At 29.8% G+C, this 23,442-nt stretch carries 23 protein-coding genes; 19 read left to right on the forward strand and 4 right to left on the reverse strand.

Annotated features, from left to right (window positions below; genetic code table 11):
* Positions 1–4 precede the first annotated feature (4 nt).
* The 19 genes from AJN64_RS08455 (at position 5) to AJN64_RS08545 (ending at position 19,602) form a co-directional block, all read left to right on the forward strand.
* Positions 5–268, forward strand: coding sequence for a cytochrome c oxidase, cbb3-type, CcoQ subunit (locus tag AJN64_RS08455; RefSeq protein WP_002851307.1), 264 nt, complete (start codon positions 5–7; stop codon positions 266–268).
* Complete coding sequence (locus AJN64_RS08460) at positions 268–1,131, forward strand: cbb3-type cytochrome c oxidase N-terminal domain-containing protein (RefSeq protein ID WP_002870877.1); 864 nt, start codon at positions 268–270, stop codon at positions 1,129–1,131. The genes AJN64_RS08455 and AJN64_RS08460 overlap by 1 nt, the downstream gene beginning before the upstream one ends.
* A complete protein-coding gene (locus AJN64_RS08465) occupies positions 1,128–1,349 on the forward strand; it encodes a DUF4006 family protein (protein ID WP_072223679.1) in 222 nt (73 codons plus the stop codon). Before AJN64_RS08460 ends, AJN64_RS08465 begins: the two co-directional genes overlap by 4 nt.
* Positions 1,346–1,447 (forward strand): hypothetical protein, encoded by a 102-nt coding sequence (locus AJN64_RS08470; protein WP_002858872.1) that lies wholly within the window; start codon positions 1,346–1,348, stop codon positions 1,445–1,447. Before AJN64_RS08465 ends, AJN64_RS08470 begins: the two co-directional genes overlap by 4 nt.
* Positions 1,444–2,046 (forward strand): hypothetical protein, encoded by a 603-nt coding sequence (locus AJN64_RS08475; protein WP_053872800.1) that lies wholly within the window; start codon positions 1,444–1,446, stop codon positions 2,044–2,046. Before AJN64_RS08470 ends, AJN64_RS08475 begins: the two co-directional genes overlap by 4 nt.
* Entirely contained in the window at positions 2,033–2,554 is a 522-nt protein-coding gene (locus AJN64_RS08480; RefSeq protein WP_002862138.1) for a FixH family protein, read from the forward strand. The genes AJN64_RS08475 and AJN64_RS08480 overlap by 14 nt, the downstream gene beginning before the upstream one ends.
* Positions 2,551–4,917 carry a PD-(D/E)XK nuclease family protein gene (locus AJN64_RS08485; RefSeq protein ID WP_070292877.1) on the forward strand — a complete coding sequence of 789 codons (2,367 nt, stop codon included), beginning with the start codon at positions 2,551–2,553 and terminating at the stop codon, positions 4,915–4,917. The genes AJN64_RS08480 and AJN64_RS08485 overlap by 4 nt, the downstream gene beginning before the upstream one ends.
* Positions 4,914–7,679 carry a RecB-like helicase gene (locus AJN64_RS08490; protein ID WP_053872341.1) on the forward strand — a complete coding sequence of 922 codons (2,766 nt, stop codon included), beginning with the start codon at positions 4,914–4,916 and terminating at the stop codon, positions 7,677–7,679. The genes AJN64_RS08485 and AJN64_RS08490 overlap by 4 nt, the downstream gene beginning before the upstream one ends.
* Positions 7,680–7,762: 83 nt before the next feature.
* Positions 7,763–8,188, forward strand: a complete 426-nt coding sequence (gene rplM / locus AJN64_RS08495; RefSeq protein ID WP_002779321.1) for a 50S ribosomal protein L13 — start codon at positions 7,763–7,765, stop codon at positions 8,186–8,188.
* Positions 8,189–8,190: 2 nt separating this feature from the next.
* Positions 8,191–8,580 (forward strand): 30S ribosomal protein S9, encoded by a 390-nt coding sequence (rpsI, locus tag AJN64_RS08500; protein ID WP_053872340.1) that lies wholly within the window; start codon positions 8,191–8,193, stop codon positions 8,578–8,580.
* Between the two features lie 124 nt (positions 8,581–8,704).
* Positions 8,705–9,664, forward strand: coding sequence for a fibronectin-binding outer membrane protein CadF (cadF, locus tag AJN64_RS08505; protein ID WP_053872339.1), 960 nt, complete (start codon positions 8,705–8,707; stop codon positions 9,662–9,664).
* Positions 9,664–10,305, forward strand: a complete 642-nt coding sequence (locus AJN64_RS08510) for an HAD family hydrolase (protein ID WP_053872338.1) — start codon at positions 9,664–9,666, stop codon at positions 10,303–10,305. Before cadF ends, AJN64_RS08510 begins: the two co-directional genes overlap by 1 nt.
* Before the next feature lie 92 nt (positions 10,306–10,397).
* A complete protein-coding gene (gene nifJ, locus AJN64_RS08515; protein WP_070292878.1) occupies positions 10,398–13,958 on the forward strand; it encodes a pyruvate:ferredoxin (flavodoxin) oxidoreductase in 3,561 nt (1,186 codons plus the stop codon).
* A 23-nt stretch (positions 13,959–13,981) separates the two neighbouring features.
* On the forward strand, positions 13,982–14,293 hold the full coding sequence (locus AJN64_RS08520) for a hypothetical protein (protein ID WP_002862131.1): 312 nt from the start codon (positions 13,982–13,984) through the stop codon (positions 14,291–14,293).
* The gene (gene mshL, locus AJN64_RS08525; protein ID WP_002862130.1) at positions 14,271–15,683 is read left to right on the forward strand and encodes a pilus (MSHA type) biogenesis protein MshL; all 1,413 of its coding nucleotides are present in this window, start codon (positions 14,271–14,273) and stop codon (positions 15,681–15,683) included. Before AJN64_RS08520 ends, mshL begins: the two co-directional genes overlap by 23 nt.
* Entirely contained in the window at positions 15,676–16,284 is a 609-nt protein-coding gene (locus tag AJN64_RS08530) for an ATP-binding protein (RefSeq protein WP_002862129.1), read from the forward strand. The genes mshL and AJN64_RS08530 overlap by 8 nt, the downstream gene beginning before the upstream one ends.
* A gap of 3 nt (positions 16,285–16,287) precedes the next feature.
* A complete protein-coding gene (locus tag AJN64_RS08535; protein WP_053872336.1) occupies positions 16,288–16,875 on the forward strand; it encodes a transformation system protein in 588 nt (195 codons plus the stop codon).
* Positions 16,865–18,424 (forward strand): GspE/PulE family protein, encoded by a 1,560-nt coding sequence (locus AJN64_RS08540; RefSeq protein WP_070292879.1) that lies wholly within the window; start codon positions 16,865–16,867, stop codon positions 18,422–18,424. Before AJN64_RS08535 ends, AJN64_RS08540 begins: the two co-directional genes overlap by 11 nt.
* Positions 18,421–19,602: a type II secretion system F family protein gene (locus AJN64_RS08545; RefSeq protein ID WP_053872334.1), complete on the forward strand. Its 1,182-nt coding sequence runs from the start codon at positions 18,421–18,423 to the stop codon at positions 19,600–19,602. Before AJN64_RS08540 ends, AJN64_RS08545 begins: the two co-directional genes overlap by 4 nt.
* Here AJN64_RS08545 and AJN64_RS08550 read toward each other — a convergent pair.
* Genes AJN64_RS08550 through AJN64_RS08565 form a run of 4 tightly spaced genes read right to left on the reverse strand, consistent with a single transcriptional unit; the run spans position 19,595 to position 23,414 of the window.
* Positions 19,595–20,359 (reverse strand): TSUP family transporter, encoded by a 765-nt coding sequence (locus tag AJN64_RS08550; RefSeq protein ID WP_002855301.1) that lies wholly within the window; start codon positions 20,357–20,359, stop codon positions 19,595–19,597. The two genes, AJN64_RS08545 and AJN64_RS08550, sit on opposite strands and share 8 nt — an antisense overlap.
* Positions 20,360–20,362: 3 nt before the next feature.
* Positions 20,363–21,127 carry a TIGR02757 family protein gene (locus AJN64_RS08555; RefSeq protein WP_053872333.1) on the reverse strand — a complete coding sequence of 255 codons (765 nt, stop codon included), beginning with the start codon at positions 21,125–21,127 and terminating at the stop codon, positions 20,363–20,365.
* Between the two features lie 16 nt (positions 21,128–21,143).
* The gene (gene flgK / locus AJN64_RS08560; RefSeq protein ID WP_070292880.1) at positions 21,144–22,970 is read right to left on the reverse strand and encodes a flagellar hook-associated protein FlgK; all 1,827 of its coding nucleotides are present in this window, start codon (positions 22,968–22,970) and stop codon (positions 21,144–21,146) included.
* 9 nt (positions 22,971–22,979) lie between these two features.
* Positions 22,980–23,414 carry a flagellar protein FlgN gene (locus tag AJN64_RS08565; RefSeq protein ID WP_053872331.1) on the reverse strand — a complete coding sequence of 145 codons (435 nt, stop codon included), beginning with the start codon at positions 23,412–23,414 and terminating at the stop codon, positions 22,980–22,982.
* Between the last annotated feature and the right edge of the window lie 28 nt (positions 23,415–23,442).

The following is a 23,442-nucleotide window of genomic DNA, read 5'->3' on the forward strand; positions in this document are numbered from 1 at the left end:
GATGATGGAACATTTATCAATAGTTTTTGATGTGATTAAAAATTTAATCACATTTGATTTAGCAACAGTTCAAAAACATGAGTGGGAGATTTTCCAAGGTTATGGTTTTTTTGCACTCGTGATGTTTTTGTCAATAGTATTATATGCGTATTGGTATCATTTATATAGAACAGAAAAAAAAGGTGAGAGAAATTATGAAAATTATGCAAACCTTGCCTTAAAAGATGATATTGATGATAGTGTATTAGAAAGTAAAAGGAGTGCTTAATGCAATGGTTAAATTTAGAAGATAATGTTAATCTCTTATCTTTAATTGGAGCTATTCTTATCATTTTAATCACACTAGTTATTGTGAGTAGAATGTTTAAGCAAATGAAAGAAAAAAAAGGCGAGTCAGAGCTTAGCGAACATAGTTGGGATGGAATAGGAGAGTATAAAAATGCTGTTCCTACTGGCTGGGCTGTGGTATTTTTCCTGACTATTGTTTGGGCTATTTGGTATTTTCTATGGGGATATCCTTTAAATTCTTTTTCAAGTATAGGTCAATACAATGAAGAAGTAGCAACTCATAATACAAAATTTGAAGAAAAATTTAAAAATTTATCTCCTGAAGATAAAATAGCAATGGGTCAAAATATCTTTTTAGTTCAGTGTTCAGCTTGTCATGGAATTACAGGCGATGGTATCAATGGTAAAGCTCAAAATTTAAATATTTGGGGTAGTGAAGAAGGTATAATCAATGTAATTAAACATGGTTCAAAAGGTATGAATTTTCCAGGTGGAGAAATGCTTGGCGCTGCTGATTTAGGTGTGGCAGAAGAAGATATCCCTGCTATTGCTGCTTATGTAGCAAAAGATCTTTCAGCTATTAAGAAAACTGCAAATGAAAATTTAGTAGCAAAAGGTAAAGAAGCTTATGCAACTTGTGCAGCATGCCATGGAGAAGATGGAAAAGGTCAAGATGGAATGTTCCCAGATCTTACAAAATACGGTTCTGCAGCTTTTGTAGTAGATGTTTTACATAGTGGTAAGGCTGGTTTTATAGGAACAATGCCGAGTTTTCCAACACTTAATGATATTCAAAAAGAAGCTGTTGGCGAGTATGTAATTTCTCTTTCAAGGGGTGAATGATGGAAAATAATAATAGATGCGTGTTTTCTCTTTCAGGTGTTACAGGTATGTTAATTGCTACGGTTTTATTACTTGCTATCTTAGTAGTTTTAACTATTTGGGGTCTTAAAGCTCAGCAAGAAGTGATGCAAAAGCCATATAGTCTTAAAGATGCACAAAGTGTAAAGATGTTTGGTTCAAAAGAACAAGATCATAGAAGTATAAAGGAAGCACAATGAGTAAGGCTTTGGAATATTTAATTGTTATTGGTTTAGTTGTTGCTGCTGCAATCACCGCTTGGTCAGTTTTAACTGTAAATCATCTTCATATAGGATGAAAAAAATATTACAAGATGGCTTTTTTTTAGCCATCTTCTTCTTTGTTTTATTGCCTTCTAGGGTTTTTGCTCTTGATGCTATACTTTTTAATGAAAATATTTTAAGTCAAAAAGTAAGTAATGAGATTAATCTTATAGGAAAAGAGCTTTACCAAAAAAGTAATATTTTTATCGGCGTTATGGTTGGTGATGAAACTGAAATTGAAACTTTATTAAATAAACAAAAAGAACTTCCTCAATCTTATATATTGCTTCTTTTGTCAAAAAATTCTCACAAAGTTGATATAGTGGGCTCAAAAGGTGCTTTAGCTTTGATTGATAAAGAAGCCGTGCTTAGTCCTTATCCTGGAACAGGATCTATTTTGCCGATATTAGCTACAAATAAAGGTGATATTTATAATGCTGCTATACTTAATGGTTATGCAGATATTGTAGATCGTGTGGCAAAATCCTTGGGATTACAATTAGAACATTCTATAGGTAATGCAAATCGTGATACTATCAATATCTTAAGAATACTTATCTATGGATTTATTTGCTTTGCATTGTTATACTATGCACAAAGAAGAATAAAGAGGAAAAAAAATGTTAGAAACTAAAAGAAGTTTTTGGCCTTATGGTATTTTGCTTTCACTTTTGGCTATAATTATTGCTTGTATTGTAACGATTTTTATAGCAAGTCACCATCCTGTATATGAGGATGATTTTTATTTTGACTCTTATCAAAATGTTGAAAATAATTACAATCAAATACAAAAACAACAAGTAAATTTTGATAAATTTTTTAAAGTAAATTTTCAAAATGATAAAATCACTTTTATAGGTAAAAGAAAAATTCCTAGTTATGAAGTGGATCAAAATTCCTATGTTGCAAATTTTAAAATTTCTGCATTGCAAAATATAAATTCTGATGATTTAAAAGTTCAAGTTCTTCTTACAAGACCATTCACTAAAAATTTTGATCAAAAGTTAGAAGGACAAGTTAAAAATGGAATTTTAAGTATCGCTTTGCCTAAATTAGATAAAGGCAGATGGGAGCTTAAGCTAAAGTTTTATGCAAATCAAGAAACAGTGGGTTTTTTTAGCTACGAATTAAATGCTCAATGAAATTAAGAATTTTTAGTTCTTCAAGACAAATTAGAGAGTATTATAACCACAAAAAACAGCAAAATGCCTTATTAGATAGTGCTATTCATATAGGTGAATTTTTAGATAAAGTTTGTTTGAGTAATTTTCATAAGGCAAGTTCTTATGAAAGTTTGCTTTTAATGCAAGAAGCTTGTCTAAAAAGTAAGGATTTAGAAAAAAAACTAGGAATTTCGGTAGAATTTTTTGCTTTTTTGAAAAATAACGAATATCTTTTTTCTTTTTTTAAAGAACTTAGTTTAGAAAAAAAAAGCATAGAAGATCTTAAAAACAATGATTATTATGCCACCTATAATGAACATTTAGAAATTTTAGATGAGGTATATAAAAATTATCTTGCTTTACTTGAAAAAAATTCTTTTTATGATGATCTTTCTTTACCTAAAAATTACACTCTTAATAAAGATTTTTTAGATGAGTATGAAGCTATAGTTTATGATTTGCAAGGTTTTTTGAGTAAATTTGAAGAAAATTTATTAAGTGAAATTTCTCAGATTAAAGAAGTGGTTTTAAGTTTTAAAACAAGTAAATTTAATCTTGAATATCTTTCAAAACTTGATTTTTTAAAAATATTTGATTTAAAAATAAACACTCATTATGAAATCAATCTTTCAAAACAAGAGATTTTAAAAGAAGAAATTTTTAAAACAAAAAATTCAAAAATTAAACTCAAATCTTTTGAATTAAGGGCTTTACAATGCGCTTTTGTTATGGATGAAATTTCACATTTTGTACGCAAAGGTTTAAAGTCTGAAAATATTGTAGTTATAACTCCAGATGAAAGTTTTTGTGAGTTTTTAAGACTTTTTGATAAAGACAATATGCTTAATTTTGCAAGTGGGATTAGTATTAAAGAAAGTTTATTTTATCAAAAATTTCAAGCACTTTATGAAAGTGCTAGTAGTGCTTCTTTTGTTTATAAAAATCAAGAGGATTATTTTGAAGACACGCAGATGATTTTTGATTATCACAATACACTTTTACATTCTTTAAAGCTTGATTTTATAGAGTTTAAAAAGTATTTTGATGAGAAATGTGATTTTGAATATTTTGAAAAATTACTTGCTTTATTTTTAGAAAATGAAAAGCAAGAACTTATTTATTTGATACGAAAAGAACTTTATTTTATTAAAGATTTATTAAAAAATCAGTCTTTAACTCTTAAAGAGTTGATCCATCTTTTTTTCATGCAAATTTCACAACTTTCCCTTAGTGATGTAGGTGGAGGTAAGGTTACGGTAATGGGACTTTTAGAAAGTCGTGGGCTTTGTTTTGATGGGGTGATTTTGGTTGATTTTAATGAAGAATTTATTCCCAAAAGAAGTGTTAATGAACTTTTTTTAAACAATGAAGTGCGTAAAAAAGCAGGATTGATTAGCTATGATAGAAGAGAAAATTTACAAAGATTTTATTATGAAAGCTTGATGAAGAATGCTTTAGAAGTAAGTATTTGCTTTGTGGAAAATGAAGAAAAAAGCAAATCACGTTTTTTAGATGAACTTGATTTTGACTTTTTTTATGAAACTCATATCCACCAAAAAGCTTATCTTAATGCTTTAAAATTAGACTATGAAGGTATAAAACCTAATCTAACTCCTATAAAAGCTCCTATTTTAAAGCATAATCCTTTCGAGTTCCCGCTTTCTTTTAGTCGTTTTAATTTATTGGAAAATCAAAAAAGAACTTATTATTATCGTTATATTTTAAATTTAGCAGAACCTAGGGTTTTAAGCGAGGAAAGTAAAGCGAAAAATCAAGGAAATTTCATCCATAAAATGCTTGAAATTTATTATAAAAATTATGTAAATAATGATTTTGATATAAAAGTTTTTGCAAATTTATTGAATAAAGAATATCAAAAATACAATATCAGTGAACTTGATCTTGAAGTATTTAAATTAAAATTTATACAATTTGCTAAAAATGAAAAAGAGCATTTTTCAAAAGGCTTTTATGTCGCACATACAGAGCTTGAGTTAAATAATATTTTAAAGCTCGGAGCAGATAGTATAAAACTTAAGGGCACTATAGATCGTATCGATAGTTCAAAAGAAGGTAATTTGATCATTGATTATAAAAGTGGAAAAGTACCAAGTAATTCTTATCAACTTGCTTTTTACCAAGCTTTATATGATGAAAATGCAAGCGTGGGTTTTTATGATTTAAATAGTATGCAAATATTGCACCAAAAAGCTAAAAGTTTAGATGAGCTAAGAGAAAGACTTAAAGACTTAGTTCTTATGAGCAAGGAAGAAATAGAGTTTGAAAATGAACAAGATGAGCATTGTCCTTATAAACTCATTTATAAAAAGGAATTAAAATGAGTCAATTTGAGCCTTTTTTGGCATTAGAAGCGAGTGCGGGAAGCGGAAAAACCTTTGCCTTGAGTGTGCGTTTTGTAGCACTTATTTTAAAAGGGGTTAGGATTAATGAAATTTTAGCTTTAACTTTTACCAAAAAAGCTGCTAATGAAATGCAAAAAAGAATTATTGAGGCTTTTTTAAATTTAGAAAAAAAAAATAAAACCAGTGAATGCAATGAACTTTGCAAGCTTTTAGGTAAAGATAAAGAAGAGCTTATTTCTTTAAGAGATGCTAAAAAAGAAGAATTTTTAAGAACAGAGTTAAAAATCAGCACTTTTGATGCTTTTTTCGGAAAAATTTTGCGTGTTTTTGCTTTAAATTTGGGCTTAAGTAGTGATTTTACAATGAGTGAAGAGAAGCTTGATGTAAGAGAGATTTTTTTAAAACTTCTTAAAAAAGATGAATTAAAAGATTTGGCTTATTATATTAATTTAGTTGATGAGAAAGAAAATTTTTTTAACGAGCTTGAAAAATTTTATGAGAATGCTTATTTTCAAAATCTTCCTAAAATTCCAAATCCATCTAAAGCTTATATCAATAAAGCCTATAGTGAGTTAAGAAGTTATTGTTTGGGTCTTACTCATGTAAAAAATTATAAAAATTTGTGTGACAATTTTAAAAGCGAAGTTTTAGATTTATCCGTGTTTATGCAATCAAGCTTTATGACAAAATTTGAAAGTACAAAATATTTACAAGATTTAGAAAGCACTAACTTGCATTTTAGTACAAAAAGAATGGAGCTTATAAATGCTTTAAATACTTATGCTATAGAGCTTGAAAATTATAAAATTGCTAATTTAATGAATCTTTTAAATCATTATAGTGAAGCTAAAAATATATTTCATAAAGATAAAAATACCTTAAATTTCCAAGATGTGAGTAAAAAAGTTTATGAGCTAATAACCAGTGAATTTAAGGATATGATTTATTTTCGTTTAGATGGTTTTATTTCGCATTTGCTTATTGATGAATTTCAAGATACAAGCGTGATTCAATATCAAATTTTACGCCCTTTGATCGCTGAGCTTGTTTCAGGAGAAGGAGTTAAGAAAAATCGCACTTTTTTTTACGTAGGAGATAAAAAACAAAGTATTTATCGCTTTCGTAAAGGAAAAAAAGAATTATTTGATTTGTTAAAACAAGAATTTAGTCAAATTAAAAGTGATAGTTTAAATACTAATTATCGTTCTAAAGAGCTTTTGGTTGATTTTGTTAATGAAACTTTTAAAGAAAAAATCAAAGATTATAAAGAGCAATTTGCCTTAGAAAGTAAAAAAGGTGGTTTTGTGCGTATTGTGGAATCTAAAGAACAAAAGGTTAAAAACCAAGCCCAAGAAATCAAGGAAAAGACTTTAGAAACTTTATTTGAGCAAATTAATTTTTTAAGATCTAAAAATATTTCTTATGATGATATTTGTATTTTGTGTTGGAAAAATAGCGATGCAGATATGGTTTTGGATTTTTTAAGAGAGCAAAAAATTCCTGCGTTTACTCAAAGCAATGTTTTACTTGAAAATAAAGCAAGCGTAAGACTTGTTTTGGAATATGCTAAATATTGTATTTTTGGTGATGAGTTTTACTTGGTATTTTTAAAAGAACTTTTAGGTTTTGAGCCGAGAAAAATCACCCTTGATTTTTCAAAAAATGCTATGGAAAATATACTTTTTTTAATAAAAGAATTAAAACTTGATTTAAATGATATCGCTTTAATGCAATTTATCGAATATGCTAAAACTAAGGAAAATTTTTTAAAGCTTTTATTTGAGCCTTGTACTTTGAAAATAGTAAGCGAACAAAATATGGGTATTAGTATTATGAGTGTGCATAAATCTAAGGGTTTGGAATTTGATCATGTGATTTTGCTAGATAGTTTATCTAAAAACAATTCAAACAATGAAGATATCATGCTTGAATATGATATCAATCAAGGTTGGCAGCTCCATATTAAAGATAAAATTCGAGAGCTTACTAAAGAGCCTATTTATACCCTTTTTAAAGAAAATATTACAAGAGCAAATTATGAAGATGATATCAATAAACTTTATGTGGCTTTTACAAGAGCTAAGGAAAGTTTGATTATCATAAAAAGAAACGAAGAAAGTGTAAATGGAAATTATCCAAGTTATTTTAAGGGGGGATTTTTAAATATACATTCTCAAGAGAGAGGTTTTTTAGAAAGCAAAGAGCAAATTTTAAGTGTTAAAAAAGAAAGTATTCAAGCTTTACAAAAATTTGAAAAAATTAGCCCACAAGAAGTTCAAAGTGAAGAAAAGCTTGATAGTAAAGAGCTATATTTTGGAAATGCTTTTCACTTTTTTATGCAAAATTTAAAACTCCCTAAGGGTGAAAATTTTCAAATACTTACTCAAAGATGCAAGAGTAAATTTAGACATTTTTTAGATGAGAGTGATTTTGAAAAGCTTTTTAAAAGAATTGAAATTTTACTTAAAAATATTCAATTTCAAAATTTGATTGGTGATGGAAAGCTTTTAAAAGAACAAGCTTTGAGTTTTAATGGAGAAATTAAACAATTAGACTTGCTTGCCTTAAAAGATGAAGAAGCTTTTATAATTGATTATAAAACAGGTCTTGCTATGCAAGATAAACATAAAGAGCAGGTAAGAACTTATAAGATCGCCATTAGTGAAATTTTGAAAAAAGATAAAGTGCGTGCTTTTATAGTTTATTGTTTGGAAAATGAAATTCAAATTTTGGAAATATAAACTTTATTTTTACTTAAATTAAGTAAAAATTAATATTATTTTTTATACAATCACATTTTAAATTTTTGGCAAAGGTAAAAATTATGACAAAGATAACAAAGCCAAACGAAGTAAAACGAGAATGGATTGTTTTAGACGCAGAAGGCAAACGCTTTGGTCGTCTTTTAACTGAAGTAGCAACAATTTTGAGAGGTAAAAACAAGCCTTGCTTTACTCCAAATGTTGATTGTGGTGATTATGTAATTATCATCAATGCTTCAAAAGCTGTATTTACAGGTGCTAATAAAGCAGAAGATAAGCTTTATCATAGACATTCAGGATATTTTGGAAGTGTAAAAAGCGAAAAATTTGGTGATTTACTTGAAAAAAATCCTGCAAAATTATATAAATTAGCAGTTAGAGGTATGCTTCCTAAAACAAATTTGGGCAGAGCTATGCTTAAAAAATTAAAAATCTATGCGGGTAGTGAGCACCCACACACTGCGCAAATTGCTAAAGAAGGAAAATAATCATGGCAACAACATACGCAACAGGTAAGAGAAAAACTGCTATCGCAAAGGTATGGGTAAAACCAGGTAGTGGTAAAATTAGTGTTAATGGTGTTGATTTAAACACTTGGCTTGGTGGACACGAGGCGATTAAGCTTAAAGTGGTTCAACCTTTACTTGTGACTAAACAAGAAACTTCAATGGATATTAACGCAACTACTTTAGGCGGGGGCTATAGTGCTCAAGCTGAAGCTTTAAGACATGGAATTTCAAGAGCTTTAGCAGCTATGGATGCTGATTTTAGAGCCTTATTAAAACCTAAAGGACTTCTTACTAGAGATAGTAGAACTGTTGAGCGTAAAAAATATGGACGCCGCAAAGCAAGAAGAAGCCCACAATTCTCTAAACGTTAATATTTTTGGTGGGATTTTCCCACCTTTCTACAATTTTTTATAAAACTCATCCTTTTTTCTATCATTTATGATATAATTGCGAAATTTAAATTTTTATTTTATAACACAATGAAAGGTTTTTTCTATGAAAAAAATATTCTTATGTTTAGGTTTGGCAAGTGTTTTATTTGGTGCTGATAACAATGTAAAATTTGAAATCACTCCAACTTTAAACTATAATTACTTTGAGGGTAATTTAGATATGGATAATCGTTATGCACCAGGGATTAGACTTGGTTATCATTTTGACGATTTTTGGCTTGATCAATTAGAATTTGGGTTAGAGCATTATTCTGATGTTAAATATACAAATACAAATAAAACTACAGATATGACAAGAACTTATTTGAGTGCTATTAAAGGTATTGATGTAGGTGAGAAATTTTATTTCTATGGTTTAGCAGGTGGAGGATATGAGGATTTTTCAAATGCTGCTTATGATAATAAAAGCGGTGGATTTGGACATTATGGCGCGGGTGTAAAATTCCGTCTTAGCGATTCTTTGGCTTTAAAACTTGAAACTAGAGATCAAATTAATTTTAATCATGCAAACCATAATTGGGTTTCAACTTTAGGTATTAGTTTTGGTTTTGGTGGCAAAAAGGAAAAAGCTGTAGAAGAAGTTGCTGATACTCGTCCAGCTCCACAAGCAAAATGTCCTGTAGAACCAAGAGAAGGTGCTTTGTTAGATGAAAATGGTTGCGAAAAAACTATTTCTTTGGAAGGTCATTTTGGTTTTGATAAAACTACTATAAATCCAACTTTTCAAGAAAAAATCAAAGAAATTGCAAAAGTTTTAGATGAAAATGAAAGATATGATACTATTCTTGAAGGACATACAGATAATATCGGTTCAAGAGCTTATAATCAAAAGCTTTCTGAAAGACGTGCTAAAAGTGTTGCTAATGAACTTGAAAAATATGGTGTAGAAAAAAGTCGCATCAAAACAGTAGGTTATGGTCAAGATAATCCTCGCTCAAGCAATGACACTAAAGAAGGTAGAGCGGATAATAGAAGAGTGGATGCTAAATTTATTTTAAGATAATGAATAAAACTATTTTATTTGATTTAGATGGCACTTTAATTGATTCTACTGATGCTATTTTAAATTCTTTCCAAGGAGCTTTTAAAGCCCTTGGATTAACTTCTAAAAATAATGAAGAAATCAAAAATCTCATAGGTTATCCTTTAGAGCAAATGTTTAGAATGCTTTATCCAGATAAATTAATTTTAAGTAAAGAATTTGTATTAGCTTATCGTGAAATTTATGCACAAATTTATTTAGAACAAACCACTCTTTTACCTAAAGCAAAAGAAGCATTAGAGCTTGGAAGTGAAATTGCAGATCTTGGTATAGTTACAACAAAAGGAGGTAAATTTACTCCGATTCTACTTGATTATTTGGGAGTTAAAAAATTCTTTAAAACTTTAATTACTCTTGAAGATGTCACGAATCCAAAGCCAAGTTCTGAACCTATAATTTTAGCCTTAAAAAGACTCAATAAAACTCAAGAAAATGCCTATATGATAGGCGATACAATACTAGATATTCAAGCTGCAATTTCTGCTAATATCACTCCTTTGGCCTTAACTTGCGGCTATGGCAATGAAAATGAATTAAAAGCTCATTCTATGGTATTTTTAAATGCATATGAGGCTGTTAATTATATAGCTAGATTAAACTAATTTCAAGTTTTCGTTAAACGCCTTTTAAGAGAATTTATAGTAAATTGATAGCTAAAAAATTATAAAAATTATCAATATAAAGGAAGGTCTCAATGGGTAAAATTATGAAAACTATGGACGGAAATGAGGCTGCTGCATACGCTGCGTATGCTTTTACTGAAGTTGCTGGAATTTATCCTATTACACCTAGTTCTCCTATGGCTGATTACACCGATATGTGGGCAGCTGCAGGAAAAAAAAATCTTTTTGGAGTTCCTGTAAAAATCGTAGAAATGCAAAGTGAAGCAGGAGCTGCAGGTAGTGTGCATGGATCTTTACAAGCCGGGGCTTTGACTACAACTTATACGGCTTCTCAAGGATTACTCCTTAAAATTCCAAATATGTATAAAATAGCAGGTCAATTACTCCCCTGTGTAATCCATGTAGCAGCGCGTTCTTTGGCTGCTCAAGCTTTGTCTATCTTTGGTGATCATCAAGATATTTATGCAGCAAGACAAATTGGTTTTGCTATGCTTTGTTCGCATTCTGTGCAAGAAACCATGGACTTAGCTGGTGTAGCACATTTAGCTGCAATTAAGGGAAGAGTGCCATTTTTACATTTTTTTGATGGTTTTAGAACAAGCCATGAAATTCAAAAAGTTGAAGTAATGGATTATGCACATTTTGATAGATTATTAGATAGAGAAGCTTTGCTTGAATTTAGAAATAATGCTTTAAATCCAGAAAATCCAAAAACACGTGGAACAGCACAAAATGATGATATTTATTTTCAAACTAGAGAAGTAAGCAATCGTTTTTATGATGCTTTACCTGATGTTGTTAATGAATATATGCAAGAAATTTCAAAAATTACAGGTAGAGAATACAAACCATTTACTTATTATGGTCACAAAGAGCCAGAGCGTGTGATTGTTGCTATGGGTTCTGTAACTCAAGCACTTGAAGAAGTGGTGGACTATCTTAATGCCAAGGGTGAAAAGGTAGGGATTTTAAAAGTTTATCTTTATCGCCCATTTAGTTTAAAATATTTCTTTGATGTTATGCCAAAATCAGTAAAAAAAATCGCGGTTTTAGATAGAACCAAAGAACCAGGAAGTCTTGGAGAACCACTTTATCTTGATGTAAAATCAGCTTTCTATGGAAGAGAAAATGCTCCTGTTATAGTGGGTGGAAGATACGGACTTTCTTCAAAGGATGTTGATCCTGCTCAAATGATAGCAGTATTTGAAAATCTTAAACTTGATAATCCAAAAGATGGCTTTACTGTAGGTATAGTTGATGATGTAACTCATACTTCACTGAGTACTGGAGAGAAAATTTCACTTGGAGATGAAAGTACGATCGAATGTTTATTTTACGGACTTGGTGCTGATGGAACTGTGGGCGCAAATAAAAACTCGATTAAAATCATCGGAGATAAAACGGATTTTTACGCTCAAGCTTATTTTGCTTATGATTCTAAAAAATCAGGGGGTTATACAAGAAGCCATTTAAGATTTTCTAAAAAACCTATCCGTTCAACTTATCTTGTTTCAACTCCGCATTTTATCGCTTGTTCGGTAGCGGCTTATTTGGAAATTTATGATGTTTTAGCAGGAATTCGCAAAGGAGGAACTTTCCTTTTAAATAGTATTTGGAATGCCGAAGAAACCATAAGACAACTTCCAGATGCAGTAAAGAAAACTTTAGCTGAAAAAGAAGTAAATTTTTATATCATCAATGCAACCAAACTAGCTCGTGATATAGGTTTGGGAAATCGTACAAATACCATTATGCAATCAGCCTTTTTCAAACTTGCAAAAATCATTCCTTATGAAGACGCACAAAAATACATGAAAGAGCTTGCGTATAAATCTTATAGTAAAAAAGGCGATGTTATTGTAGAAATGAATTACAAGGCTATTGATGTGGGTGCTGATGGACTTGTAAAAGTTGAAGTAGATCCAAATTGGAAAAATTTAGAGCTTAAAGAAAAAGAACAAACCAATGCCTATAAAGGTACTGAATTTGTTGAAAAAATCGTAAAACCTATGAATGCGGCTAAGGGTGATGATTTGCCTGTTTCAGCCTTTTTAGGTTATGAAGATGGAAGTTTTGAACACGGTACAACCGAATACGAAAAACGCGGTGTTGGGGTTATGGTACCAAGATGGATAGAGGCAAATTGTATTCAATGTAATCAATGTGCTTCAGTTTGTCCGCATGCTGTTATCAGGCCATTTTTGATTAATGATGAAGAAATGGCAAATGCACCTCGCGGTGTAAAAGATCATGCTTTAGAAGCTAAAGGAACCAAAGGAGAAAAATTAAGCTTTAAAATTCAAGTTTCTCCACTTGATTGTACAGGCTGTGAGCTTTGTGTTCATGAGTGTCCTACTAAAGAAAAATCTTTGGTTATGGTACCACTTCAAGAAGAGATGGATTTTGGTGAGCAAGAAAATGCGGATTATTTATTTAAAGAAATCACATACAAAGATGATATTTTAAATAAAGAAACTACAAAAGGAGCACAATTTGCCCAACCTTTATTTGAATTCCATGGAGCTTGTCCTGGATGTGGAGAAACTCCTTATATTACTTTAATTACAAGATTGTTCGGTGAAAGAATGATTGTGGCTAATGCGACAGGTTGTAGTTCTATTTATGGGGGTTCAGCTCCATCAACTCCTTATAGAAAAAGTGTGAAAAATGGACACGGTCCTGCTTGGGGAAATTCACTTTTTGAAGACAATGCTGAGTTTGGTTTGGGTATGAAAATTGCAACTGAAAATACAAGACACCGCATTGAATATATCATGAATGAAAGTATGCAAGAAGTTCCAAATGCTTTATCAGCCCTTTTTAAAGATTGGATTGCAAATAAAGACAATGGTGCTATGTCTGTGGAAATTAAAGATAAAATGATCCCTATTTTAGAGCAAAATAAAAATATTAAAGCGGTGCAAGATATATTAGAGCTTAAACAGTATTTAAGTAAAAAATCTCACTGGATTTTTGGTGGTGATGGTTGGGCTTATGATATAGGCTATGGCGGACTTGATCATGTTTTAGCAAGTGGAGAAAATGTAAATATTTTAGTGCTTGATACAGAAGTTTATTCTAATACAGGCGGTCAAAGTTCAAAATCTTCTAGAACAGGAGCTGTAGCACAGTTTGCAGCAGCAGGCAAACCTATACAGAAAAAAGACTTGGGTCAAATTGCTATGACTTATGGTTATATTTTTGTAGCACAAGTAAATTCAACGGCAAATTATACTCATCTTATCAAAGCTATCACTGCAGCTGAAGCTTATGATGGACCATCTTTGGTGATTTGTTATTCTCCTTGTATAGCTCATGGTATTAAAGGTGGGCTGGGTTACTCAGGAGAGCAAGGTGAGCTTGCTACAAAGTGTGGTTATTGGCCACTTTATACCTTTGATCCTCGTTTAGAAGAACAAGGAAAAAATCCTTTAACTCTAACAGGAAAAGAGCCTGATTGGGATTTATATGAGCAATTTTTGATGAATGAAGTGCGTTATAATTCACTTAAAAAAGCAAATCCTGAACATGCTGCTGAGCTTTTTGAACGCAATAAAAAAGACGCTCAACGTCGCTATAGACAGCTTAAGCGTATCGCTATGGCTGATTATAGTAATGAGGTTGAAAGCTGATAAAATATATTTTTAGTGCTACATTGTGTTTTAGCACTTTGTTTGCACAAGATAATTTTGAAGAGTATTTTAAACTTATAGATAAAGAAAATCGCATAAATTTTAATACTCTTCAAAACCCATTTGTGAATCCTACTTTTGAAAAATTAAGACATATTAAAATTACTGCAATTATGCTTGATAAAGTAAAAATTTATGATCGATGGTATAAAAAAGGTGATATGATTGATGATGCTATAATACATGAAATAAATACTAAAGAGATTAAATTCCAATATGATAATTTAGAAATTGCAATCCAAATAAATAAAAATGATAAGATTAATATTAATTAACATTCTTTTTTGCCATTATCTTTATGCTTTAGATTGTCAAAAGCGTCTTTTTGATATCAGTATTAATGAAAAATTAAGCATACAAGAAAGTCTTGATGAGCTTGCAAAATATTGTTCTTTTAGTATTATTGTTAAAGATAAAATTGCCAAAGAAAAATTAGAAACATTGCAAAATTCTGTCAATATTCATCAAATGAGTTTAGACGAAATTTTTAATTTTTTTATCAAAGAGCATGATCTTAGCTATGATTTTGATGGTAAAATTTTAAGAATTTCAGGTATTAATACGAAGATTTTTAAGATAAGTTATATCACTTCTATCAGAGAAGGACAAAGCATAACTAAAGCGTCTGTAGACGCTAAACCAAGGCAAAGTGAATATAGCGGTAGTTTTGATGATGCAGAAGACAATATGATTAAAAGTATGGAAAAATTTGATTTTTGGCAAAATATAGAAAAAGAGATTATTGTATTATTAAAAAATTCTCATGAAGATTATGAGGCTAAAACTCCCATCATAAATCCCAATGCAGGTCTTATTATAGTAACTGGAACAAATTCTCAGTTAAAAAGTGTGAAAAATTATTTGCAAAAACTAGAAAATCGTCTTAAAAAACAAGTTATTATCGATGTTAGCATACTTGCTGTGAGTTTAAATGAAAGCCATTCTAGTGGGATTAATTGGCAAAATTTTAATATAGGTTTAAATTCGCAAGTAAATAATGAAAATTCTTTTATTCAGTTTCAAAATGGGCAAGGTTTTGTTAAGAATTTGGGTTTAAGGGCGAATTTAAATTTTGATTCTATTATTAACTTTCTTTCTCAAAATGGAAAAACTAGCGTGCTTTCTAATCCAAAGCTTATGGCTTTAAACAACCAACAAGCCATTATTTCTGTAGGCGATACTATAAATTATCAAGTCAAAGAAAGTTCTAAAGGTACTGAAAATGGGACTACTGTTAGTGAAAGTTATAATAATTATTCTATTTTTGTAGGCATTTTACTCAATATCTTGCCTGAAATTTCTGATGATGGAAAAATAATGCTTAGAATTAATCCAAGCTTAAGTGATTTTAAGTATCCAGAAGATAATAAACGACAAAAAGAACCAAGAACTATTGCTCCTGATACCATACAAAAAAAGCTTTCTAGTGTTGTGCAAGTAGAGAATAATCAAACTTTAATTTTAGGTGGATTGATTTCTCACGATAAATCTAATGAGAAAAATTCTATCAATTTTCTATCAAAAATTCCAATTCTAGGTTCTTTGTTTAAAGGAGAAGTTTTAAATTCTAAAGCAACCGAAATTGTTTTTATTATCACTCCAAGTATAGTAGATAGTGTAAACGCTCCAAGTCTTAAAGATCTAGGATTTAAGCATTATGAGTAAAATTATTCCATTTAGAGAAGAAATTTTTCATCAAATCAATCAAATTTTAGAAAGCCAAAAAGCTTTTATTTTTTTATGGGGAAAAAGTGGTAGCGGTAAAAGTGTATTGTTGCAAAGATTGGCAAAAAAATATAATGTTGATTTTATTAATGAAAATTTTAAAGATCAGAGTTTCTTAAAAGAAAAAATTGAGTTTTTGATTTCACAAGGTCAGAGTTTAATCATTCTTGATGAAGTAGGAATGTATGATTATGCAATGCTAGAAAGCATTAGGATTTATAGCGATTCTATAAGTTTTGTTTTAAGTTCTCATAAAAAGTTAAATATACTTAAAAAAGAGCATTTTAAAAGTCGTTTAAGTGCTTGTTTTGAATTGAAAAATATTAGTCTTTTAGAGCTTGATGATTATATTAAATTGAAATTCGGAATGAATTTTTCAAATAAATGTCTTAAGTTTTTACAAAAAATTTCTCAAGGAAATTTAAGATATATTGATAAAACTTTAAAAAGTTTTTATGAGATAAATAGTTTTTTTGATAAAAATAAAAGTCAAGAGTATATTTTAAAGCTTAGTGCTTTAGAGAATGGCTTATTAAGGTAGGATGTGCAAGAAAGAATTAAAGAGCTTGAGCTTAGGTATAAATATTTTTTACTTAAAAAATATTTAAAATATTTATTTTTAATTGTTTTAATCTTAGCAATAGCATTTTGTTTTTTTGTGCTAATGCAAAAATATAATAAGCAAAAAAATACTTATTTGCAAGCTATTGAACATAAAAAACATTTAGAGCAAAAGATTCTTCAAGCACAAATTTTACAAGAAAAAAATAAGATTTCTAGGGAAAAGTTATATAAAGAACTAGAAGAAGTTAAAGCGGTGCAGGAAAATACACATATTAGTAAGATAGAAATTGATTCTAAAATTTTAAATATTTCTGATTTAAAAAAATCTTTTTATCGAAATCCAAGCTATGAAAAGGCATTAAATTTAGCTAAGAAGTATTTTGATATTAAAGCTTATCAAAAGACAATATTTTGGGCTTTAAAAGCCAATGAACTTGACAAGCAAAAACAAGATTCTTGGCTGATTTTTGCTCAGGCTAAAAGAGCTTTAGGTGAAGAAAAAGAAGCTCAAAGTGCTTTAGATGCTTATATAAATTATTATGGTTTAATGGAATTAGATGGAAAGTAGAATGGATAAAATTTTTCAAGCTTATATTGATAATGAAATGAGTCTTGGTGAAATTTGCACTAAATTTAATATCACTTCTTGGGATTTTTTTAAAAAATTAGCAAATTTTTGTAATTTACATTTTGTTGATTTAGATGAAGATAATGATTTTATTTATGAAGGTATACCTTTTTCTTTACTTTTAAAATTTAAATTTCTGCTTATTAAAAATAATGACGGCTTTATGATTATTAGATCCAAACCTTGTTCTTTAGAGCTTTTAGAGCAAGTTAAGACTTTTATGATTTGTGAAAAAATCGACACTGCAATTGCCGATGAATTAAAGATAGCTAAAATTTTAAATCAAATTCGCATTCAAGAGGAGATTAAAAGATTAAGCATTAAGCTTAGACTTGAATGGCAAGAAAATCAAAAAAGAGATGATCAAAGTTGCATCAGTCAAATTTTTGATTTTTTATTACATGAAATTTTATCTTTTCATGCGAGTGATATTCATATAGAAGCAAGGAACGATGACGCTTTGATTAGGTTTAGGGTTGATGGAATTTTGCGTGAATTTGCTATTTTTGAGAAGGATATTTATGAAGCTTTGGTTTTTCATGTCAAATTTTTAGCTTGTTTGAATTTAGCTGAATCAAGAAAAACACAAGATGGAAGTTTTGAATTAGATTTTGAAAATGAAAGATATGATTTTCGTGTTTCATGTTTGCCTTTGATTTATGGCGAAAGTGTTGTTATAAGAATTTTAAAACATGATAAAGAAATTTTGGATTTGTATAAACTAAATCTTGGAAATAAAAATTTAGAAATTTTAAAAAAGATTTTACATCGTCCCAATGGAATGATTTTATTAACCGGCCCTACAGGTAGTGGTAAAAGCACAACTTTATACGCGTGTTTAAACGAGTTGAAAAGTATTGAAAAAAAGATTATTTCCGCAGAAGATCCTATAGAATATAAAATTCCTTTAGTGCAGCAAATTTTGCTTAATTCAAAAGTTGGAGTCGAGTTTAATAGTATTTTAAGAGCAATTTTAAGGCAAGATCCTGATATTATCATGATAGGAGAAATTCGCGATGAAGAAAGTTTAGATATTGCACTTAAAGCTTCTTTAACAGGTCATTTGCTTTTAAGCACCTTGCATACTAATGATGCTCTTAGTACCATTGATAGGCTTTTGGATATGCAAGCAAAAAGTTACTTGATAGCATCGGCTTTGAGTCTTGTTATAGCACAGCGTTTGGTTAGAAAACTTTGTCCTTGGTGTAAGCAAAAAAGCAAAAAATATTATATTGAATTTGAAGGTGAATTTTTTGAACCAAAAGGATGTGAGCGTTGTCATCATAGTGGATTTTTTGGCAGAGAATTAATCGCTGAGTGCTTAGAGATCAATGAAGATTTAGCTTGTGCAATTAGGGAAAATCAAGATAAAACGATTTTAATGGAGCTTGCAAAAAAATATGGCTTTCAAACTATGTTTGAACAAGGTTTAAAAAAAGCCAAAGAAGGTCTTACAAGTATAGATGAGCTTTTAAGGGTTGTAAGATGAAATTTTATGAAGTAGAATTTCTTAAAAACAATCAAAATTATACAAAAACTATAAAAGCTGAAAATTTAAATATAGCACAAGCAAAAGCCTTATCAAAGAATTGGAAAATCATTGATATAAAAGAAATTCAAAAATCTAATTTTCAGAGATTAAAAGATGAAAATTTCATACTCTTTTTTAAAGAGCTGGCTTTGTTGTGTGAAGTTGGATTAAGTGTTCAAGAAGCGATTAGAGAATTATATCTTATGCATTCTTGCAAGATTATGAAAAAAATATTAGACAATTTAATTTTAGCCCAAAATTTAAATCAAGCTTTTGAAAATGCTAATTTTGGATTAAATCGTGCGGAGCTAGCTTTGATTAAAACGGCTGAAAAGACAGGAAAAATCAGTGAAGTGTTTAGTCAAATTTCTAAACTTCGAGAAAAAAGCTTAGAGACTCAAAAACAATTAAAAAAGGCTTTTAGATATCCTACTTTGGTTTTTTTAAGTATTATCGGAGCATTTTTGTTTTTAATGCTTTTTGTAGTGCCTAATTTTAAAGATTTATTTGAAAATTTAGGCGCGAGTTTACCTTTTATCACGCATGTAATGTTAGAAATTTATAATTTTTTAGATGACTATGGAATTTTTTGCATATTTTTGTTTGTTATTTTTATTGTTATGCTTATTTTAGCTTATAAAAATTTTCATTCTTTTGCTTTTTCTTGCGATTTTTTATTTTTAAAAATACCTTTGATTTCTCGTTTGATTATTTATAATCAAAATTATTATTTTTTTATGGCTTTTTCTTTACTTTTAAAAAATGGAATTTCAATATCTAAAGCTTTTGATTTAGCTATTATAGGGCTTGAAAATAAATTTTTAATTTTTCAGTATAAAAAACTTTTTAGTTTTATAGATTCTGGTCTTGAGTTAAGTCAGGTTTTTAAAAAGATTGATATTTTTGATTCTTTGGTATTTTCTATGCTTAGTGTTGCGATGAAAAGTGGAAGACTTGAAGTATTAAGTGAAGAAATTGCCAAATATTATCAACAAAAAAGCGAAAATTTGATGGATAGATTTTTGGTTTTTTTAGAACCAATGATGACTTTATTTGTAGCGCTTTTAGTTTTGTTTTTGGCTTTAGGTATATTCTTACCTATGTGGGAGCTTAGCTCAGGGGTCAATTTTAACTAAAATAATCCCAAGCTACTTTAATGATAGTAGCTCCTACAACGATTAAAAATAAAGTTTTTATAAACTTTCCATTAGTTTTTAATACAAGTTTTGAGCCTAAATAAGCTCCTAAAACTTGTCCTACACCCATAAGCAAACCTACAGCCCATAAAAGTTCGTATTGCCATAAAAATATAGCAAGAGCAATGATATTACTAGTGAAATTTAAAATTTTAGTATTAATGCTTGCTTTTCTCATATTAAAACCTAGTAGCATTACACAAGCAAAAATCCAAAATGAACCCGTTCCAGGCCCTAAAAATCCATCATAAAATCCTAAAGTTAAGCCACAAATTAAATGAAAAATTTTGATATTTTTTATTTTAGGTTCGCTTTCGTGTTTGCCTAAGTTAGGACGCAAGGCTGTATATAAGAAAGTAAGAGTTAAAAAGATTAAGATAATAAGCTTTAATTGCTCATCTTTTACAAAAAGAACGCTATAACTTCCTATAGCTGCTCCTAAGGCTGTAAAAAAAACACCCCAAGCAAGATGAGGTAGAGTGGTGGATTTAAAATAAGTTAAAGTAGCCGTAAAAGAACCAAAGACGCTTTGGAGTTTGTTTGTTGCTAAAGATAAATGCGCAGGAATCCCACAGGCTATGAGTGCTGGTAGAGTAATAAGCCCTCCTCCACCTACAATAGAATCTATAAAACCAGCAAAAAGAGCTACAAAAAAAAGTATGAAATAATAAATTGTATCTAAGTGCTCAAAGCCCATTTTTCACTCCTTAAATTTGTCAATTTCCTTACTTTGCCCTAAACGATAGAGTGCAAAGTCATATTTTATGGGATCATTTGCATCTAATTTTTTTAAATTTTGCGTGAGTTCTAAAACACTTTTATAATCATATATTTTACGCTTTAGAAGTCCTAAAGTCAAGGAAATTTTATGTGTATGTGTATCAAGTGGAATTAAAAGATCTTTGGTGTGAATTTTGGTAAAAAGTCCAAGATCAAGTTCATCTTTTCTAACCATCCATCTTAGATACATATTATAGCGTTTAAGAGGTGAAGTAGGGGTGTTTTGCCAAATTTTTCCAAAGAAAAAATCATACCCATAACTTGAATATGAATTTAAGGTTTTGATTTTTTGCATAAAAGCTAAGATGGCATCTGTGGTATTTTCTCTTTTTTGATAGGCTTGATAAAAAAGTTCGTAGAGTGAAATTTCATTTTTAAGTCTTGAAAGAGTGATAAAAATTTCTTGTATATCTTTCTCATTTTGGAAGCGGTATTTTAAATTTTCAAGTTCTTTTTTTATTTGTTTTTCTTGAAGGTTTAATAAAGAAAAATCAAGTTTTTTTAGAAAATTTACTATATTTTTAGCATTTCCATAGGCAAATAAAGCACAAATTAAGGCAATAAATTCATCATTGTGAATTTTAGCAATTTGCAAAGGATCTGGAGTTTCAAAAAGGGAATGATTGGTATTTTTTTGATTGGCTAAAAAATCAAGCTTAGCTTTAAGATGGATAAAATTTTTCACTTGATATTGCTAGAGCTTAAGATTTAAGCCCTAGTAAGGTATCAAGCATTTGATCTACGGTTGAGACGATTTTTGCTGCAGCACCGTAACTTGATTGGTATTGTATAAGAGCGGCTAATTCTTCATTTGTATTTACACCACTTTTAGATTGGTATTCGCTATAAACAGAATTATAAAGAGTTTCATTGCTTGAATTTACAACATTGTTATTTTCACCATCTGAAGCTATTTTACCTGTAAGTTTGCGGTAATATTCTTCCATGGTAAGATTATCAATAGTGCCATCTTCATTATAAAAATTAACTTTATCATATTGAAGTTGGATGATTTTATTTGCCATGTCATTGCCACTATCAACCCCATTTGAGCTTGCTCTTACTGTGCTTGGATCATTTAAGATAGAATCTTTTACCTTCATATCACTTGCATCAGTTCCGCTGAAAAAACCACCTATACTAAACGCACCTGCGAAATTTGTGCCTTTATCTTCAATGGCTACCTTAAAGCCTGATTTTGCATTGATTTGGAATAAACCATCTCCAGTTTTTGCATCGTAGCTAAAACTTGCATTGATATGATCATCAACATCATTATTTGCATTGTGATCGTTATTATCATCTGTATTAGCATTGATTTGACGCATGATATCATTCATGGTTGTATTTACATCTATGGTGATGGTTTTGGTGAGTTTTTTATCGCCTTTATCATCATAAATGGCTATATCAAAACTTCCTGGTTGTATGGTTCTGTCGTAATTAACTAAAGGAATATCTCCCTTAAGTCCAGATAGATAATCAGAAGTAACAGAACTTTTCGCAGAACTTGCATAAAGATTGTTAGTTTCATTGATCATGGTCTTAGCAAAAGTATCTAAAGAATCCATATAACCTTGGATAATTCCATCTTTATATTTTCCTTCGCTTTTGCTATAGTTTCTACCGCGTAAGTCAAGTTGAGCACCAAGCTGTCCACCGTTAATCTTTGCAGTAAGATCTCGAACTTTTTCATCAGGAGTTTCATAATAAATACTATAAGATTTATTTTTATCATCATAATCAAGCTTTAAAGGATGAAAATTTATCCCATCTACTATACTAAAACCTTCTATGCTTAGATTGTATTGATGTCCTGGATCAGTGATGGTTGTATCAAGGCGATTGTCTTGATTGATTTCATTTTTGCTTGCAACTGCACTAACTAGCTTTGAAAGAGTAAGCTCAAGTTCATCTCTTCTATCCCTAAGCTCATTTGCGTGTTCTGTTGGTAAGGCTTCTTGTCCATAAATTTGTTTATTTATAGTGGCAATTTCTTCACCGATTCTATTAATCTCATCAACCGTATTTTTAATATCATCATTTACTTTTTTTTGGATTTTATCCAAGGTTGCAAAAGTGTTATTAACGCTTTCTGTTAAGGTTTGAGAAGCTTTTACAAGGGCTATTTTTGTGGCATTTTCATTGGGGTTGGATGCAAAATCATTCCAAGCTTTGTTATAATTTTCTAAATCTTTCAAAATTCCAGTATTTTGTAAGTCTGGAAAACGCTGAGCGATTTCTTGTAAGGTTGAAGCCATGTATTTAGTGTATTCTAGTTGGTTTGATGCACCTTTTAATTTATAGTAAGAATACTCATCATGCAAACGCACTATACTTTCTATAGCAGTTCCTGTGCCTACTTGAACTCCACCTGTGGTAATATACCCATTTGTAGTTTGCACTACTCTTTGGCGTGTATAAAAAGTTGCATTAGCATTTGAGATATTATTTCCAGTTGTTGCGATTTGAACTTCGCTTGCCTTTAAGCCTGTAACACCTGTGTATAATGTTCCAAAAATACCCATTATAAATCCTTATACATTGATCTTGAAAATTGACTCTGGATTTGTCTTTTTATCTCCATAAGCATTATTTGTTCCATCATTGATATCAAACATTTTATTTACTAAGCTATCAAGAAAATCTTTGACAATAAGAACAAATTTAGCATACTCTTTGTTTTTACTATGAAGGTTTTGAAGATTTTTTTTAAGTAGATCTAGTTTTTGTTTATCTTCATCATCTAAGAGTTCACTAAGCCCTTTTGTAGAGCTATTATTTAGCTCAACCAAGGCAACATCAAGTTGTTTTTTAGCTGTAATAAATTTGGCGATAAGTTTGTTTTTTTCTTCTACACTTGGCGTTATACTCTCATGTTTAGCCACTTTGATATTTTCTATATCTTCTTCGGTTAAAGCAATAAGTTTCGCTAAGATAGCATTTACTTCATCAAGTCTTTGTTTAAGCATATTTTCTCCTTTTCTCTCTCAAAAAAAG

Source organism: Campylobacter sp. BCW_4332 (assembly GCF_001763175.1).
Classification (GTDB): domain Bacteria; phylum Campylobacterota; class Campylobacteria; order Campylobacterales; family Campylobacteraceae; genus Campylobacter_D; species Campylobacter_D jejuni.